This is a genomic window from Kordiimonas lacus, from assembly GCF_001550055.1.
Taxonomy (GTDB): Bacteria; Pseudomonadota; Alphaproteobacteria; order Sphingomonadales; family Kordiimonadaceae; genus Kordiimonas; species Kordiimonas lacus.
Window position 1 is genome coordinate 767007 of sequence record NZ_LRUA01000006.1, and the last position, 14832, is coordinate 781838.

Annotated in this window: 14 protein-coding genes; 3 read left to right on the forward strand and 11 right to left on the reverse strand. The window is 58.4% G+C overall.

Going from position 1 to position 14832, the window contains the following annotated elements:
- Positions 1 to 73 precede the first annotated feature (73 nt).
- From KORLAC_RS11760 to KORLAC_RS11780, 5 genes are read right to left on the reverse strand one after another with little or no spacing between them, the layout of a single operon-like run.
- Entirely contained in the window at positions 74 to 862 is a 789-nt protein-coding gene (locus KORLAC_RS11760; RefSeq protein WP_068306777.1) for an SDR family oxidoreductase, read from the reverse strand.
- Positions 863 to 883: 21 nt separating this feature from the next.
- Positions 884 to 2122 (reverse strand): acyl-CoA dehydrogenase family protein, encoded by a 1239-nt coding sequence (locus tag KORLAC_RS11765; protein ID WP_068306779.1) that lies wholly within the window; start codon positions 2120 to 2122, stop codon positions 884 to 886.
- 30 nt (positions 2123 to 2152) lie between these two features.
- Positions 2153 to 3877, reverse strand: a complete 1725-nt coding sequence (locus tag KORLAC_RS11770; RefSeq protein WP_068306781.1) for a class I adenylate-forming enzyme family protein — start codon at positions 3875 to 3877, stop codon at positions 2153 to 2155.
- A 17-nt stretch (positions 3878 to 3894) separates the two neighbouring features.
- Positions 3895 to 5013 (reverse strand): acyl-CoA dehydrogenase family protein, encoded by a 1119-nt coding sequence (locus KORLAC_RS11775; protein ID WP_068306787.1) that lies wholly within the window; start codon positions 5011 to 5013, stop codon positions 3895 to 3897.
- A 14-nt stretch (positions 5014 to 5027) separates the two neighbouring features.
- Entirely contained in the window at positions 5028 to 6197 is a 1170-nt protein-coding gene (locus tag KORLAC_RS11780; RefSeq protein WP_175445655.1) for an acyl-CoA dehydrogenase family protein, read from the reverse strand.
- A 229-nt stretch (positions 6198 to 6426) separates the two neighbouring features.
- Between KORLAC_RS11780 and KORLAC_RS11785 the strand changes: the two genes are divergently transcribed.
- From KORLAC_RS11785 to KORLAC_RS11795, 3 genes are all read left to right on the forward strand, one after another.
- Positions 6427 to 7848, forward strand: coding sequence for an MATE family efflux transporter (locus KORLAC_RS11785; protein ID WP_068306789.1), 1422 nt, complete (start codon positions 6427 to 6429; stop codon positions 7846 to 7848).
- A gap of 97 nt (positions 7849 to 7945) precedes the next feature.
- Positions 7946 to 8725 (forward strand): class II aldolase/adducin family protein, encoded by a 780-nt coding sequence (locus KORLAC_RS11790; RefSeq protein ID WP_068306792.1) that lies wholly within the window; start codon positions 7946 to 7948, stop codon positions 8723 to 8725.
- 25 nt (positions 8726 to 8750) lie between these two features.
- Positions 8751 to 9629: an acyl-CoA thioesterase gene (locus KORLAC_RS11795; RefSeq protein WP_068306794.1), complete on the forward strand. Its 879-nt coding sequence runs from the start codon at positions 8751 to 8753 to the stop codon at positions 9627 to 9629.
- 39 nt (positions 9630 to 9668) lie between these two features.
- Here the strand turns inward: KORLAC_RS11795 and KORLAC_RS11800 are convergent, their stop codons facing one another.
- The 6 genes from KORLAC_RS11800 to KORLAC_RS11825 all read right to left on the reverse strand — a co-directional run bounded on the left by KORLAC_RS11800 (position 9669) and on the right by KORLAC_RS11825 (position 14824).
- The gene (locus KORLAC_RS11800; protein ID WP_068306797.1) at positions 9669 to 10370 is read right to left on the reverse strand and encodes a class I SAM-dependent methyltransferase; all 702 of its coding nucleotides are present in this window, start codon (positions 10368 to 10370) and stop codon (positions 9669 to 9671) included.
- 178 nt (positions 10371 to 10548) lie between these two features.
- Complete coding sequence (locus KORLAC_RS11805) at positions 10549 to 11622, reverse strand: phosphotransferase family protein (protein WP_068306798.1); 1074 nt, start codon at positions 11620 to 11622, stop codon at positions 10549 to 10551.
- 11 nt (positions 11623 to 11633) lie between these two features.
- Entirely contained in the window at positions 11634 to 12401 is a 768-nt protein-coding gene (locus tag KORLAC_RS11810) for a glucose 1-dehydrogenase (protein WP_068306800.1), read from the reverse strand.
- An 18-nt stretch (positions 12402 to 12419) separates the two neighbouring features.
- Positions 12420 to 13223: an SDR family oxidoreductase gene (locus tag KORLAC_RS11815; protein WP_068306802.1), complete on the reverse strand. Its 804-nt coding sequence runs from the start codon at positions 13221 to 13223 to the stop codon at positions 12420 to 12422.
- Positions 13224 to 13247: 24 nt separating this feature from the next.
- Positions 13248 to 13691: an acyl-CoA thioesterase gene (locus KORLAC_RS11820; protein WP_068306804.1), complete on the reverse strand. Its 444-nt coding sequence runs from the start codon at positions 13689 to 13691 to the stop codon at positions 13248 to 13250.
- A complete protein-coding gene (locus KORLAC_RS11825) occupies positions 13688 to 14824 on the reverse strand; it encodes an iron-containing alcohol dehydrogenase (protein WP_068306806.1) in 1137 nt (378 codons plus the stop codon). Before KORLAC_RS11825 ends, KORLAC_RS11820 begins: the two co-directional genes overlap by 4 nt.
- Positions 14825 to 14832 lie beyond the last annotated feature (8 nt).

Genomic DNA, 14832 nt, shown 5'->3' on the forward strand with positions numbered 1-14832 from the left:
TGTTCCGACTCAATTTTTACGATTCGAATCAGTCTGCGTCGTCCGATTCGTTTTTGCGTCGTTTTCCCTCACATCACGGCAACGCCGACAGACCTCCATCCAGTGGGATAATGCCACCTGTAATGTAACTACCGGCCTTTGAAGTCAGCATCAGAAGCACGCCCGCGATGTCTTCTGGCGTGCCACAGCGGCGTAGAGGTACGCCTTCTTCCATCGCCTTGCGGCGCGCTTCGTCACTCGTGATATGGGCCATCATGCGGCTGGGAAAAGGCCCCGGTGCAATGGCGTTCACGGTAATGTTGTCGCTGCCAAGCTCGTTCGACAGCATGCGCGTCAGGTGATGCACCGCCGCCTTGGAGGCACCATAGCTGTAGGCCGTGTTCGACACAGGCCGCGTACCCACAACGGAACCCAGATTAACAATCCGGGCCGGGTCTGACGCTGTTGCTGACTTCCTGAGCATCGGCAAAAGGCGACGCGTCAGGTCGGCAACCGCCGTGACATTCAGGGTAAAGACCTCATCCCATTTGGACCGGGGAAACTCCTCGAACGGGGCACCCCATGTCATCCCGGAATTGTTCACCAGAATATCCAGCTTGTCCTCATGCGCCGCCATGGCCTTCGCCAGATGGGCCGTGCCCTCTTCTGTCTTCAGGTCAGCCTGCAGCGCAATCACCTTACCCGGGCCGACGGCATTCAGCTCTGCGGCAACGGCCTCGCAGCTCTCCAGCCGCCGGGATGCAATATAGACCTTGCATCCGGCGCGCACGAGCGCCTCTGTGGCCATGGTGCCGATGCCCGAGCCTCCGCCCGTCACCAGCGCCACTTTGCCTTCGATGCTGAAAAGGTTGGAAATCTCCATGCCTTTATCCTTCAAGCCCGCTTAAACGCTGTTTGAGCGGTATTTCTTCAACTCAGTCCGGGCGATCACCATGCGGTGCACCGCATCCGGGCCGTCGGCGAAACGAAGCGTCCGCTGACCGTGCCACATAGCCGCCAGTGGGAAGTCCTGGCTGATGCCCTGCCCGCCATGCATCTGCATGCTTTCGTCGATCACCTTCAGCGCCATGCGCGGTGCCACCACCTTGATCTGGCTGATGTAAGGCTGTGCCGCCTGCGTGCCGATGGTGTCCATCATGTGTGCAGCCTTGAGGCACAGAAGACGCGCCATCTCGATCTCAATCCGGCATTCGGCGATGATGTCATAGTTGGCACCCAGCTTCACAAGCGTCTTGCCGAAGGCTTCCTTGGAGAGCGAGCGTTTGATCAGCAATTCAAGCGCACGTTCCGCCGCGCCGATGGAGCGCATGCAGTGGTGGATACGGCCTGGGCCCAAGCGGCCTTGGGAAACCTCAAAGCCACGGCCTTCGCCGAGAACCAGGTTTTCCTTTGGCACGCGCACGTTGGTAAAGCGGATATGCATATGGCCGTGTGGTGCGTCGTCGTGGCCGAACACCATCATTGGGCGCAGCACCTCAATGCCGGGGGTGCCAGCTTCCACCAGGATCATGCTGTGCTGGCTTTTGCGCGGCGCTTCGTCGCCTGCAGTTTTCACCATGGTCACATAGACCGCGCAGCGCGGGTCACCGGCGCCAGACGCCCAGTATTTCTCACCGTTCAGGACATATTCGTCGCCGTCCAGTTCGGCCGTCATGGCAATGTTGGTGGCGTCAGACGAGGCTACGTCCGGTTCCGTCATCAGGTAAGCCGAACGGATTTTGCCTTCCAGGAGCGGCTTGAGCCACTTTTCCTTGTGCTCGTCCGTGCCGTAGCGTTCGATCACTTCCATGTTGCCGGTGTCGGGCGCAGAGCAGTTGAAGCTTTCCGCTGCAAGGTGGGACCGACCCATTTCTTCTGCCAGATAGGCATACTCGACAGTGGTCAGGCCATAGCCTTCCTTACTGTCCGTCAGCCAGAAGTTCCAGAGGCCGGCCTCTTTCGCCTTGGCCTTCAGGTCTTCAAGGATTTCCGTCATGCGCGGCGTAAACTCGAACCGGTCGCCCGTACCACCCACTTCGTGATGATATTCATCGTCAACTGGCACAACGTGCTCATCGATGAAGCTGCGAACTCTTTCTCTCAGTTCCTGGCCGCGTTTGCTAAGCCCCAAATCCATAGACATGACTAATTCCTTCTTCTCTTAACTCTATTGTTATGCTGCCGCTGCTGCCCAAAGGCCGCGGTATTGTTCCTTGATGCCCTTGCGGTCGATCTTGCCCGAGGCAATGATCGGCAATGGCTCATGCGTGATCCAGATTTTCTCAGGCACCTTGAAGGCGGCCAGGTGTTTGGCCACCTCGGCCTTCAGGTCAGCCTCGCTGATATCCCGGTTGACGGACACAACAGCGCCTACAAGTTCGCCAAGGCGTTCATCCGGCAGGCTGAAGACCATCACGTCATCGACTGCATCATGCGCGTGCAGCACGCCCTCAACTTCAAGCGAACTGATGTTTTCGCCGCCGCGGATGATGATGTCCTTCAGGCGATCAACGATATAGAGATACCCCTCGTCGTCCAGATACCCGACATCGCCGGAATGGAACCAACCGTCCTTGAAGGCCCGCGCCGTAGCTTCAGGGTTATTCCAATATTCACGGATGTTGACCACGCTCTTGATACACACTTCGCCGGGCTCACCCGCCGGCAGTTCCTTGCCCGTCGCCGGGTCGGTGATCCGCACATGGATCAGCGGCGGCGTCGGTTTACCCGTGCTGGTGGGCCGGTCAACATATTCGTCAGCCGACAGCACGGCGGTCAGACTGTTGGTTTCTGTCAGGCCATAGCCGATGCCAGGGTTGGCGTTCGGGAAAGACTTTTTGATCAGTTTGACATGCTCGGGCGGGCGCGCGGCGCCACCACCACCGATGTCTGTGAGCGTTGAGAGGTCATATTTGCCGCGAAGGTCCGACGCCGCCATCTCGTAAGACATGGTGGGTACACCGGTGAAGGTGGTCACCCCCTCCTTCTCGATCAGGCGAAAGGCTTCTTCCACGTCCCACTTGTACATCATCACAAGCTTGCGCCCGATGGTGGCTGACACAAACAGGACCGGCAAAAGCCCCGTGATATGGAAAAACGGCACCGCCACCAGCATCACAGGCTGGAAATCCGGGTCCGGGTTCAGGCGCCCCAGCATCTTGAGCGACAGGGCAATACACACCCAGTTCATCAAAAGGCTGACCACCGCCCGGTGTGTGGAAAGTGCCCCTTTCGGGAAGCCGGATGACCCACTGGTGTACATGATCATGGCCAGATCTTCTGGCCCCAGGTCCACCGTTGGCCACACAAACGGCTTCTTGCCTTCAAGCGTGGTGGCCATGGCTGTCACATTGGCAGCTTCCGGCGCGACATCGCGCGCGACAATGATCTGCATGTCGGCCTGTGTCATGAACCTGAGGGCACGCTCACCGTCCGTCACGGCAACTTTGGCGCCGCTGTCCTTGATGCCCCAGGCGATCTCTTCTTCGGTCCACCAGGCGTTCATCACCACCGCAACACCACCGGCGGCGATGATTCCCATATAGGCGATCGGCCATTCCGGATAGTTGCGCATGGAAAGTGCGACCCGGTCGCCCTTTTTGACGCCGAAGTCATCCACCAAGGCCTGCGCGAACATGGATGCGCGGGCGATTGTGTCCTTGAAGGTCAGCCGTTCATCGTCATAGACCATGAACTCCTTGTCGCCGTGCCCCAGGAACATCATGAAGGCTTCCCGCAGGCTGGGCGGCTGGTTGGCAAACACGGTGTGTGTTACGCCATTAATTTCCTGTTCCGTCGTCTCGAACGGCATGCCTTCGCGGGTCAGCATGCCAATCACCTGATCGGACGGCGTCGATGGGTCGACGCTTGGCAGGTTCAGATTATCAAATGCACTCATTCTCTACCCCCTCCGGCTCAATAGCCTGAGCAGGCTGCAAACCTGTCTGCGTGATAATTATAATCACCGAACAGATGCTGAAGCACCCGCGCGCGCTTGATGAAGAACCCGAGGTCGAACTCGTCAGTCACCCCCATGCCGCCATGCATCTGGATCGCTTCCTTGGTTGCAAGCTCCGCAGTTTTGCTGGCTTTCGCCTTCGCAAGGCTTGCGAACCAGCGGATATCGCCGCCCGCATCCGCCATCTGCAGCGCTTTCAGCACGGCTGACCGTGTCACTTCAATCTCGCCAAACCATTCAGCGGCCCGGTGTTGAAGCGCCTGGAAGGAGCCAATCGGCACGCCGAATTGCTTGCGTTCCTTGATATATTCCATGGTGACCTCGAACGTCTGCTGCGCGACGCCCAGCAGCTCCGCCGCCACGATGATGCGGCAGCGGTCCAGCGCGGGCTCAAGCACGTCCATGGCCTTGCCTTCAGCACCTAGAAGCTCAGCGGCATCGACACCTTCGAACGTCAGCTTGGCCCAGTTGCGGCTGTCCATGGAGATCACACGGTCGACGATCAGGCCGGATGCGCCCTTGTCCACCAGATAGAGGCTCAGGCCGTCCCGGTCACCCGGCTCGCCCGAGGTGCGGGCCAGCACGATGACCTTATCAGCCACATGCCCGTCCGGCACGAAAGTCTTGAGGCCGTTCAGCTTGCCGCCAGCGGCCTTGAGTGCCGTTCCTTCAGGGTCATGCTTGCTGGTCTCATCAAGCGCCAGCGTTACGATCAGCTCGCCGGATGCGATGGCAGGCAGCAGCGCTGCCTTCTGTTCCTCGCTTGCAGCAGCCGCAATAACCGATGCGCCCACCACGCTCGACGCCAGAAATGGCGAGGCCGACAGCGTTTTGCCCATGGCTTCCGCCACAATACCCGCGCCGACACAGCCGAAGCCGGTGCCGCCGTGGTCTTCATCCACCATCAGGCCGGCAAAGCCCATCTCGGACATTTCCTGCCACAGGTCAGCGGAATAGCCTGTCTCATCCTTGTTATCACGCAGCTTCCTGAGCTGGGTGATCGGTGCTTTTTCTGCGAAGAAGCCCTCTGCGGATTCTTTCAGAAGCTGCTGTTCTTCATTCAATACCATTGCCATGGTGAAACTCCCCCTTAACTCGGCAGGCCAAGCACACGCTTGGCAATGATGTTGTGTTGAATTTCGGTGGTGCCACCCTCAATGGAGTTGGCTTTGGTCCGGAGCCAGGTGCGCGGGATTTCGCCGTTGTTGGAGAACTGGCCTTCCCACTCAAACGCATCAGAGCCGTTGATCTTGACGATCAGCTCGTGCCGATCCTTGTTCAGTTCGGTACCGTAAGCCTTGAGGAAAGACGAATAAGCGCCCATCTCGTTGCCGGCCTTGGCCTCATCCTTGGCGCGCTCCATGGTGAACATGAAAGACATGACGTCGATCTCATGTTCGGCAATCTGGTGGCGGAGCATGGTTTCCGGCAGCTCACCCGCGTCATTGGTGCCCAGTTTGTCGACCGCAAGGCGGTTGAGCGGCGTGGGCACACCCATTTCAGAAATGCCCGTGCGCTCGTGCGTCAGCAGGTATTTCGCGACCGTCCAGCCCTTGTTCACTTCGCCCACAAGGTTCTTCTTGTATGCCTTCACATCGTCAAAGAAGGTCTCACAGAATGGCGAATAGCCGGAGATCAATTGGATCGGCTTCGTCGACACGCCCTCGGATGCCATATCGAACAGGATGAAGCTGATACCATTGTGCTTGTCTGTTGTATCGGTGCGGATCAGGCAGAAAATCCAATCCGACTTGTCAGCATAGGACGTCCAGATTTTCTGGCCGTTGATAATATAGTGATCACCCTTGTCTTCAGCCTTGGTGGCGAGAGCCGCAAGGTCAGACCCCGCGTTGGGTTCGGAATAGCCCTGACACCAGCGGATCTCACCGCGCGCGATGGACGGCAGGTGCTCAAGCTTCTGCTCGTGCGTACCGAACTTCAAAAGCGCCGGGCCAAGCATCCAGATGCCGAAGCTGGTGAGCGGCGAGCGCGCCTTGATGCGCTTCATCTCTTCCGCCAGGATTTTGGCTTCGTCTTTACTAAGGCCGCCACCGCCATATTCCTTTGGCCAGGTCGGCACTGTCCAGCCGCGCGCGCCCATGCGCTCAAGCCACAGCTTCTGGTCTTCGCTTTGGAAATTGAAATTACGACCGCCCCAGCAGATGTCTTTTTCGCCTTGCGCAGGCGTGCGCATTGATGCAGGGCAATTTTCTTCCAGCCAGGCCCGCGTTTCCGTGCGGAATGCCTCAAGATCACTCATTATACCAGTCTCCCCAGACGTCGCCCCTTCCCGGGCGGCAATACAAGTCTCAGGGGTAAGGAGTAAGGCGGTTTTGCCCCACGGCAAGGCGTGGAGCGAAAGTTTCTGGCCGAACTGGCCGTAACGTCAAAAAAACTTCTGATCGGCTGGCCTAAGCTGAAAACAATCCTATCTAACTGTCCGTCTATCCTGTCGTTAGAGACCGGCAGCGCGCGCAAGAATGAGGCTTATGGCTGGATTTTCCTATCAAACTGTATGGCGGCTCGCTGGGCCGAATATTGTCAGCAATATCCTGATGGTCTCCATCTCCTTCGCGCATCTCTGGATCGTGGCGCCTCTGGGGCCGGAAATGAGCGCCGCCGTTGTCGCCGGAGGGCGGGTGCATTTCCTATTGATGGCCGCCGCCATGGCGCTATCGGTTGCCACAACTGCTGTAGTGGCCCGTGCCTGGGGCGCGGATGACACGCATGAGACATCAGCTTCGACCGCCAGTTCGCTCGCCCTCGCGATCATGATTTCAATCGTGCTGGGTATCACCACCTACTTTGCAGCGCCTATTCTCGTGAAAATGTTCAGCCTGGACGGCAAGACCGCCGCGCTTGCGGTGGCCTATATCCAGCCGGCGGCGCTCCTCAATATCGTCTTCGCCCTGATGCTGACAATCGCCACAGCCTTTAGGGCCATTGGCGATGTGATCAGGCCGCTGCGTTATATGGCGGTCGGCGCCGGAGCCGCAATCCTGCTTTCCTACATGCTTGTGCGCGGCGCCTTTGGGGCGCCTGCTGTCGGCATTGCCGGGATTCCCTGGGGAACGGCTGCCGGCCAATCCCTGATTGTCCTGTGGTTCCTCGTCAACTGGTTGCGCGGGCGATATGTATTCCGCCCTCACCTTCAAGGGGCGCTCAGAAAACGCCGGATCGGGCAACTGGTCAAGATCGGGGCGCCTGCCGCGATCGAGCAGGTGTTGATCCAGATGAGCTTCCTTCTGTTCATGATGCTGATCAGCAGCTACGGCACCGCGGCCTTTGCCGCCTACGGCATCGGCATCACCATCCTCAGCATCACCATCGTGGTGGGACTGGGCTTCGGCACCGCCAGCGCGACACTTTCGGGCCAGTTGATCGGCGCTGAAAAGCACGACGAAGCCGTCGCCAGTGGCTGGGCCGCCATGCGCCTTGCCATGGTGGGCATGTGCGCGCTCGCGGTCGTCACCTACGCCTTCAAAACACCCCTGGCCAATATCCTGTCCGCAGACCCTGTCGTGCGGGCAGACACGGAATTCTTCATCCTGATCCTGGCGCTGATCCAGCCGCTGATGGCAATCGAATTTGCCATTGGTGGTGCACTAAGGGGTGCGGGCGATACGCGCTACCCGCTGTTTGTGACATTCTGCGGCATGATTGTCGGGCGCCTTTCGGTCGGGTTCGCTGTGCTGGCCCTGGGCGGACCGGTTGAGGCCATGTATAGCGTGATCGTTGGCGACTATGCCATCAAGGCTGCCCTTTTGGTGCGCCGGTACCGCAGGGTTGACTGGACAGAGATGGAGCGCCACCCTCATGCGCCCAGCGCACTGCAGTCAGTTGCGGGCATCAGTCGCGGCCCGGTCCGCAGCTTCTTTGGCCGCCGCGAAACCGTAGAAAAACAGCCATAATCACAAATTTACAGCCAAGCTTTGGACATGGCCCCCAATTGGCCTAGTTTCATGACTGGAAGACGTCGGGGCACGGCCCCAATCAAAGGAGGGGAAAATGGCAAAACCAGGCATGCTGGACATCAGAAGCGTCAAGGATCAGGTATCGGCAGAAGAATGGCAGGCCCGCGTGGACCTTGCCGCCGCTTACCGCATGATGGCCTATATGGGCTGGGACGATTTGATCTATACCCACCTGTCCATGCGCATTCCGGGGACAGACCACCATTTCCTGATCAACCCGCTGGGGCTGATGTTCGAGGAAATCACGGCTTCAAGCCTTGTGAAGGTGGACCTGAACGGCAACCAGCTGATGGACACACCCTTCATCCCCAACGCTGCCGGTTTCGTGATCCACAGCGCCATCCACGAGGCGCGCGATGACGCCAACTGCGTGATGCACCTGCACACGGATTACGGCATTGCGGTATCGAACCAGAAAGATGGACTGTTGCCCATGTGCCAGACCAGCATCGTGCCCTGGGCCATGGTGGCCTATCATGACTATGAAGGCTTTGCGGTAAACGACGGCGAAAAAGAGCGTCTGGTTGCAGACTTCGGCACCAAAAACGCCCTGATCCTCCGTAACCATGGCACGCTGACGGTTGGCGATACAGTTGCAAAAGCGTTTGAAGCCATGTGGTTCCTGGAGCGCGCCTGTAAAATCCAGGTGCTGACACAGTCTACCGGCGCTGCCATCTATAAGCCAAGCCAGGAATCGATCGACAATGCCCTTCGGGACCTCCGCGTCGTGGCCGGTGCAAACGGGGCTGACAATTTCGTCTGGCCCGCTATTCTGAGAAAAATGGAACGGCTTGACCCAAGCTTCCGTGACTAGCTTTTGATTTAACACCAGGGGTTTTATGACCAAGGTTCAACCGATTATTGACCAACTGGCCGTTGAACGGCTGGATAAGCTGCTGTTTCGCGGCACACCAAACCAGTGGCCGAACCAGCATGTGTTTGGTGGCCATGTTATTGCGCAGGCCATGGAAGCCGCAACGCTGACGGTCGGGGAAGGCTATAAGCTGCATTCGCTGCACTGCTACTTCCTGCGGCCGGGCATCGCCACCCAACCGATCCTTTATGATGTGGACCCGATCCGCGATGGTCGCAGTTTTGTGACCCGGCGGGTCGTTGCCATCCAGAACGGTGAGGCGATCTTCACGATCGCGGCGTCCTTCCATGTGGGCGAACAAGGCGTTGAACACCAGATAGATATGCCAGATGTGCCCCAGCCGGAAGACCTGGACGATGATGAGGCCTATTATGCCCGCGTGCTGCGCGCCTTTGGCAAACAGCCCAAGGACAAGCCTTTCATGCCGTTCGAGATGCGCTCCATTGACCGGATGGACCTTGAAAACCCGCAGCCCAAAAGCCCGGAAACAGGCTATTGGTTCCGCTTGAAGGAAAAAATTGATGGTGACCAAGCGCTGCATGCCCGCCTGATGGCCTATATCTCCGACTTCGCTTTCCTGTCAGCGAACCTCAGGCCGCACGCCATGATCCCGCGCGATCCGCGCCTGAAGACTGTGGCCAGCCTCGATCACGGCATGTGGTTCCATCGGGAAAACTTCCGTGTGGACGACTGGATTTACTACAAAACTGACGGCTACTGGACCGGCAAGGGCCGCGGCCTCGCCCGGGGTGCGCTCTATGACCGCACGGGCCGGTTGCTGGCCTCCACGGCACAGGAGTGCCTGCTGCGGCTCAAACAAGAAGAAAAAGAGGCCCTTTCCTAACCGGAAGGGCCTCTTTGGCTTGTTACCAATTTCAAGGGCTTACTTGAGCCCGTATTTCTTGCGCCAGACCACATAGCGCACTTCAACCCCGCTCATGATACTGCGCCTCAGCCCTGAGGCCGACTTGACCATATCGAGGGTCTCGATGGCCATTTTCTTGTCTTTCTCGTCCGGTTCCCACGTATCCAGCGCCATATAGCTGTCGCGAATCTGCACAGCAGTTTCCTCGCTGACATTATAGTTGCCGACGAGATCAAAATACTGATCCAGCGTGTTCTTTTTGGCTGGCAGATTGTTTGAGACCTGTGAATAGACAAAATAACCGTCCGCGCGCACCATGGCCTGCACATGGGCCGTCCATTCATGGTCTTCGCGGAAAGCGCGCAGGTCATCCATGCAGAAGAGCGCGTCAAACTTCATCTTCTCGCGCCGCATTGGGTCGTCCAGATGATGGGCCGGATGAATTTTGGCTGCACTTGTGCCGACGAACATACGTTCCAAGTGCTCGCGGCATTCGACCCTGCCCTCATAGGCATCCACCGTATAACCGCGCTCGACCATGGTTCTCACCAACCGTCCGCCGCCCGGGCCAATCACACCAACCCGCGCCCTGCCGGGCAGGTCACTGAACATGGCCATGTCTTCGATGATGTCCAGGCTGATCGGACGCTCGCAATAGTCCATATTCTGCCCATTGAAGAGCAAATCCAGTGCGAGCGAGAAAGCTAGTTTTTCAGCCACAAATGTCCCCTCTGCCGTGCTTGGTCCATAAGCCGCAGAATAACGACAGAAAGTGAACCAATGTTAAACAACTCGCCACAATTGTAGCTGAGTACGAAAGCCTGAGAATATTTGCCTGAAAGAATAAAGCCTCCGACGCACTGCACCGAAGGCTTCACCCTATACCATAGATTTTTCGCTAAATGCCAGATTTTTCAATCAGTAAGCGAGCATAGTTGCCGATCTGGTTGGTTCGCCCACCAAACCCTGCAAACGCCTTGTTCTTGGTCTGGCCATGGTAATAGCGATAATAGATTTGCTGCAAAATCACCGCCAGGCGGAACACGCCGTACACCAGATAGTAGTCGAACTTGGCCAGGTCATAGCCGGTCTTTTCGGCATAGAGCTCACAGATTTCCTCGCGGGTCAGCATACCGGGCGCCATGCAAGGCTGCATGCACATGGCAATCATCTCGTCCGGGTCACCGGGCTGCGACCAGTAGGCCAGCGTGTTACCAAGGTCCATCAATGGGTCGCCCAGCGCGCTGATTTCCCAGTCCAGGATCGCCTTGATCTCGAACGGGTTGTCTTCGCACAGGATCACATTATCGAGCCTATAGTCGCCGTGCAGCACCGCGTGGCCAACCTCACCCGGCGGCATATGGTCTTCCAGCCACTTGCGCACATCGGCAAAATCTTCGACGTCATCGGTGATCACGCGCTCATAGCGGCGGTTCCAGCCTGTCACCTGACGTTCCACATAGCCTTCAGGCTTGCCGAAATCACCGAGGCCCGCCGCCTCATAGTCAACCTGATGCAGTTCGATCAGTTTGTTGAAGAAAGACAGGCACAGTTTGCGGCCTTCTTCTTCGCCAAAGCCCCAGCTTGCGGGGATCGTGCGGTCCAGCTTGCGGCCGTCCACCTGTTCCATCACGTAAAATTCAGCGCCCAGGGGGCTGCCTTCGTCCGGCACATGGAAGTAGGTTTCTGGCACCGCCGGGAAGACCGGTTTCAGGGCATTCATCACGCTATATTCGCGGATCATGCTGTGACCTGATTTCGGACGCGTGCCATGCGGCGGACGCCTGAGAACCAGACTTTTGTTCGGGTACTGGATCGAATAGGTCAGGTTCGAATGGCCGCTGGCGAACTGGCGGATCGTCGGCGTGCCTTCAAGCCCGCCAATATGCTCTTTGATGATATTGTCGATCAGATGGCTGTCCAGCTCCTCGCCTTCACGCACATTGACCGTTTTATTGAGCGATTCTGTCATGTCTGCCTCCCTTACGCCGTCCAGCCGCCGTCCATCACCAGCGTGGTGCCGGTGGTGAAAGCCGCCGCATCAGACGCCAGATACAGAACGCCGCCCACCATATCCTCCGGCTTGCCCGCGCGCGGGATCGGGAACTGGCTGGTGTATTGGGACAGCATATCTTCATTCGACGTGAACACGGCCGTCATCTTGGTATCCACCAGCCCGGGGCAGATGGCATTCACACGAATGCCGTCATGGCCATATTCGCGGGCGTAGGCCTTGGTCATATTGATCATGGCCGACTTGGTCATTGAATAGATGCCCTGCAAGTGCCCCGGCGAGATACCGTTGATAGACGCCACATTGACAATGGCGCCGCCGCCCTGCTCTTTCATCATCTTCACCGCTTCAGCGGACAGATAGAAAGGGCCTTTCAGGTTCACATCGATGGTTTTATCGAACGCGGCTTCCGGCGTTTCGCCAATCAGACCATAGAATGGGTTGGTGCCACCGCAGTTCACCAGTACGTCCAGGCGGCCATATTCCGCCTTGATCCAGTCAAACACCGCCGTCACATCTTCCATCTTGCCGGCGTGCGCTGCCTTGGCCTTGGCGTCACCACCATCCGCCCGGATGCTTTCAGCAACGCCCTCACAGGCGTCCTGGTCACGGGAGGAGACGATGACCTTCGCGCCGTTGGCGGCAAAAGCGCGCACGATGGCTTCACCAATACCGCGCGAGGAACCGGAGACAAAAACCACCTTGTCGGTGAAATCCATTAATTTGGTATAATCCATTGAAAATACTCCCTAAAATCAGATCGGACGACCGGTGGTTTCCAGCTGGTGGCGACGGAACTTGCGCATGCCCCCCACCCAGCGGTCATAGTCATTGGCCTTGTGTTTGAAATAGCCTTCCACCTGCTCATGCGGGCGGATCATGAAGCGCCCTTCCCGCATCATGGCAAGTGTGCGGCTCGCCAGTTCCTCGGCGGGCATGATGCCGTCCGCGGCGGCAGAGCTTTTCTCCGCGCCCGCAGTCATCTTGCTGGTCACGGCCTGTGGGCACAGGCAACCGACATAAATGCCGTCGTCGCCGTGGCTGATGGCCAGGCTTTCGGCAAAGCCCACCGCTGCGTGCTTGGTGGTGGAATAGCTGCTGTCGCCAATCTGGCTCAGGAGGCCGGCAGCACTTGCGGTGATCAGGAAACCGCCTGAGCCGCGCTCAACCATGCCCGGCAACACTGCCCGGCACGCCAGGATGTGGGCGAACACATTGACTTCCCAGATTTTCTGCCATTCGGCGTTCGAACGGCTGATCACCGTCCAGTCTGGCGCGTCGGAGAAGATAATCCCGGCGTTCGAGCAATAAAGGTCAACCGGACCAGCCGACGCCTCGACATCCTCAACCATCGCCTTCACGGCCGCTTCATCGGTCACATCCAGCCTGTAGGCCTTGGCGTTCGGGCCGATCTCACCGGCCACCCGCTCGGCGCCCGCAGCGTCCATATCCGCCACGGCAACAGCTTTCGCGCCCTCGGCGGCAAACAGCTTCGCGAGCGCCTCACCGATACCGCTGGCACCGCCTGTCACCACAATAACCTTGTCTTTCACATCCATTACAAACTCCCCTCCTGGCAATATTCAGGGGCCGAGATGGATGGTCTCCAACAAGGCCCTGAAGTCCTTTGGTAATGAAGTGGGGCGGCGCGTCTTTCTGTCCACATAAACATGGACAAAATGTCCCTGCGCGGCAGGTTCCTCGGCGTCTCCAGCGAAAAGGCCTATCTCATAGCGTACGCTTGAGCTGCCGATATGGGAGACTGCGATGCCGGCACGGACGGGTTCAGGGAACTCAAGCGGTTTGAGGTAGCGGCAGTTGGTTTCCACCACCAGGCCAATCACAGCGCCTTCATGGATATCCAGCACGCCGCCCTCGATCAGGAAGCGGTTCACGGCGGTATCAAAGAAGCTGTAATAGACCACATTGTTGACATGGCCATAGACGTCATTGTCCATCCAGCGGGTCTGGATATCAGACACATGCGGGTATGCGGTCACGCTGCGCAGGGCTACTTTCTCGCTCACCAGGCCGCCTCATAAATCTCGAGGGCGTCACTCCGGGTAATCTCACGCGGGTTGTTGACCAGCAGGCGTTCCTGAAGCATGGCATCATCCGCCAGCATTGGTAACGCCCCTTCCTTCACGCCCACATCCCTGAGGCGCTTTTCAATACCCACATCATCCGCGATACGTTCGAGCCAGTCGATCAGCGCGGCGGCACTGTTCCCAGCCCCCACAAGCTCCGCCAGTTCGGCATACAGGCCGCCCGCAACCGGTTCATTGAACCGAAGCACATGCGGCAACACCAGCGCGTTCGACAGACCATGCGGGATATGGAAATGCCCGCCCAGCGGATAGGCCAGCGCATGCACGCCCGCGACCGGCGCGTTGGCAAAGGCCTGCCCTGCCAGCGTTGCCCCCACCAGCATGCCCCGGCGCGCTTCCATATTGTCGCCCTCCTTGCAGGCGACCTCGATATTGGCGCCCAGCATCAGAAGCGCCTGGCGTGCGAGGCCGTCTGAAATGGGGTTCTTCTTGATCTTGGAGGTGTAGGCCTCAATGGCATGCACCATGGCGTCAATACCCGTCGCCGCCGTGATATGGGGTGGCAAACCTTTCGTCAGCGTCGCATCAAGGATGGCCAGGTCCGCCAGTAGCGTCTTGTCGGAGACGCCCATCTTGGTGCTTTCGCCCGTCGTGACAATGGCAATCTGCGTCACTTCCGACCCCGTGCCCGCCGTTGTCGGCACCTGCACCAGCGGCAGACGCCCGCCAGACACCTGGTCAAGGCCATAGATATCGCCAAGCGCCTGTTTGCCTGTGCACAGGATCGCCACCAGCTTGGCCACGTCCATCGAACTGCCGCCACCAAAACCGACAATCAGGTCAGAACCGTGCGCCTTGGCCGCCTTCACGGCTTCCAGCACCACTTTCTCAGACGGATCGGCCTCCACACCGTCATAGAGAGACGGATGCAATTCCGCTTCTTCCAGCGCCTGCATAACTGACCCGACCATGCCAAGGCGCACCAACCCCATGTCCGTGATGACCATGGGTTTCTGGCACCCAAACCGGGCCTTGAGGGTTGCGCCCAAATTGTGGGCCGCACCGTCCTCAACCAAAATCGATGAGACGCTGTTGAAATTATAGGCGATCATGTCCGCCA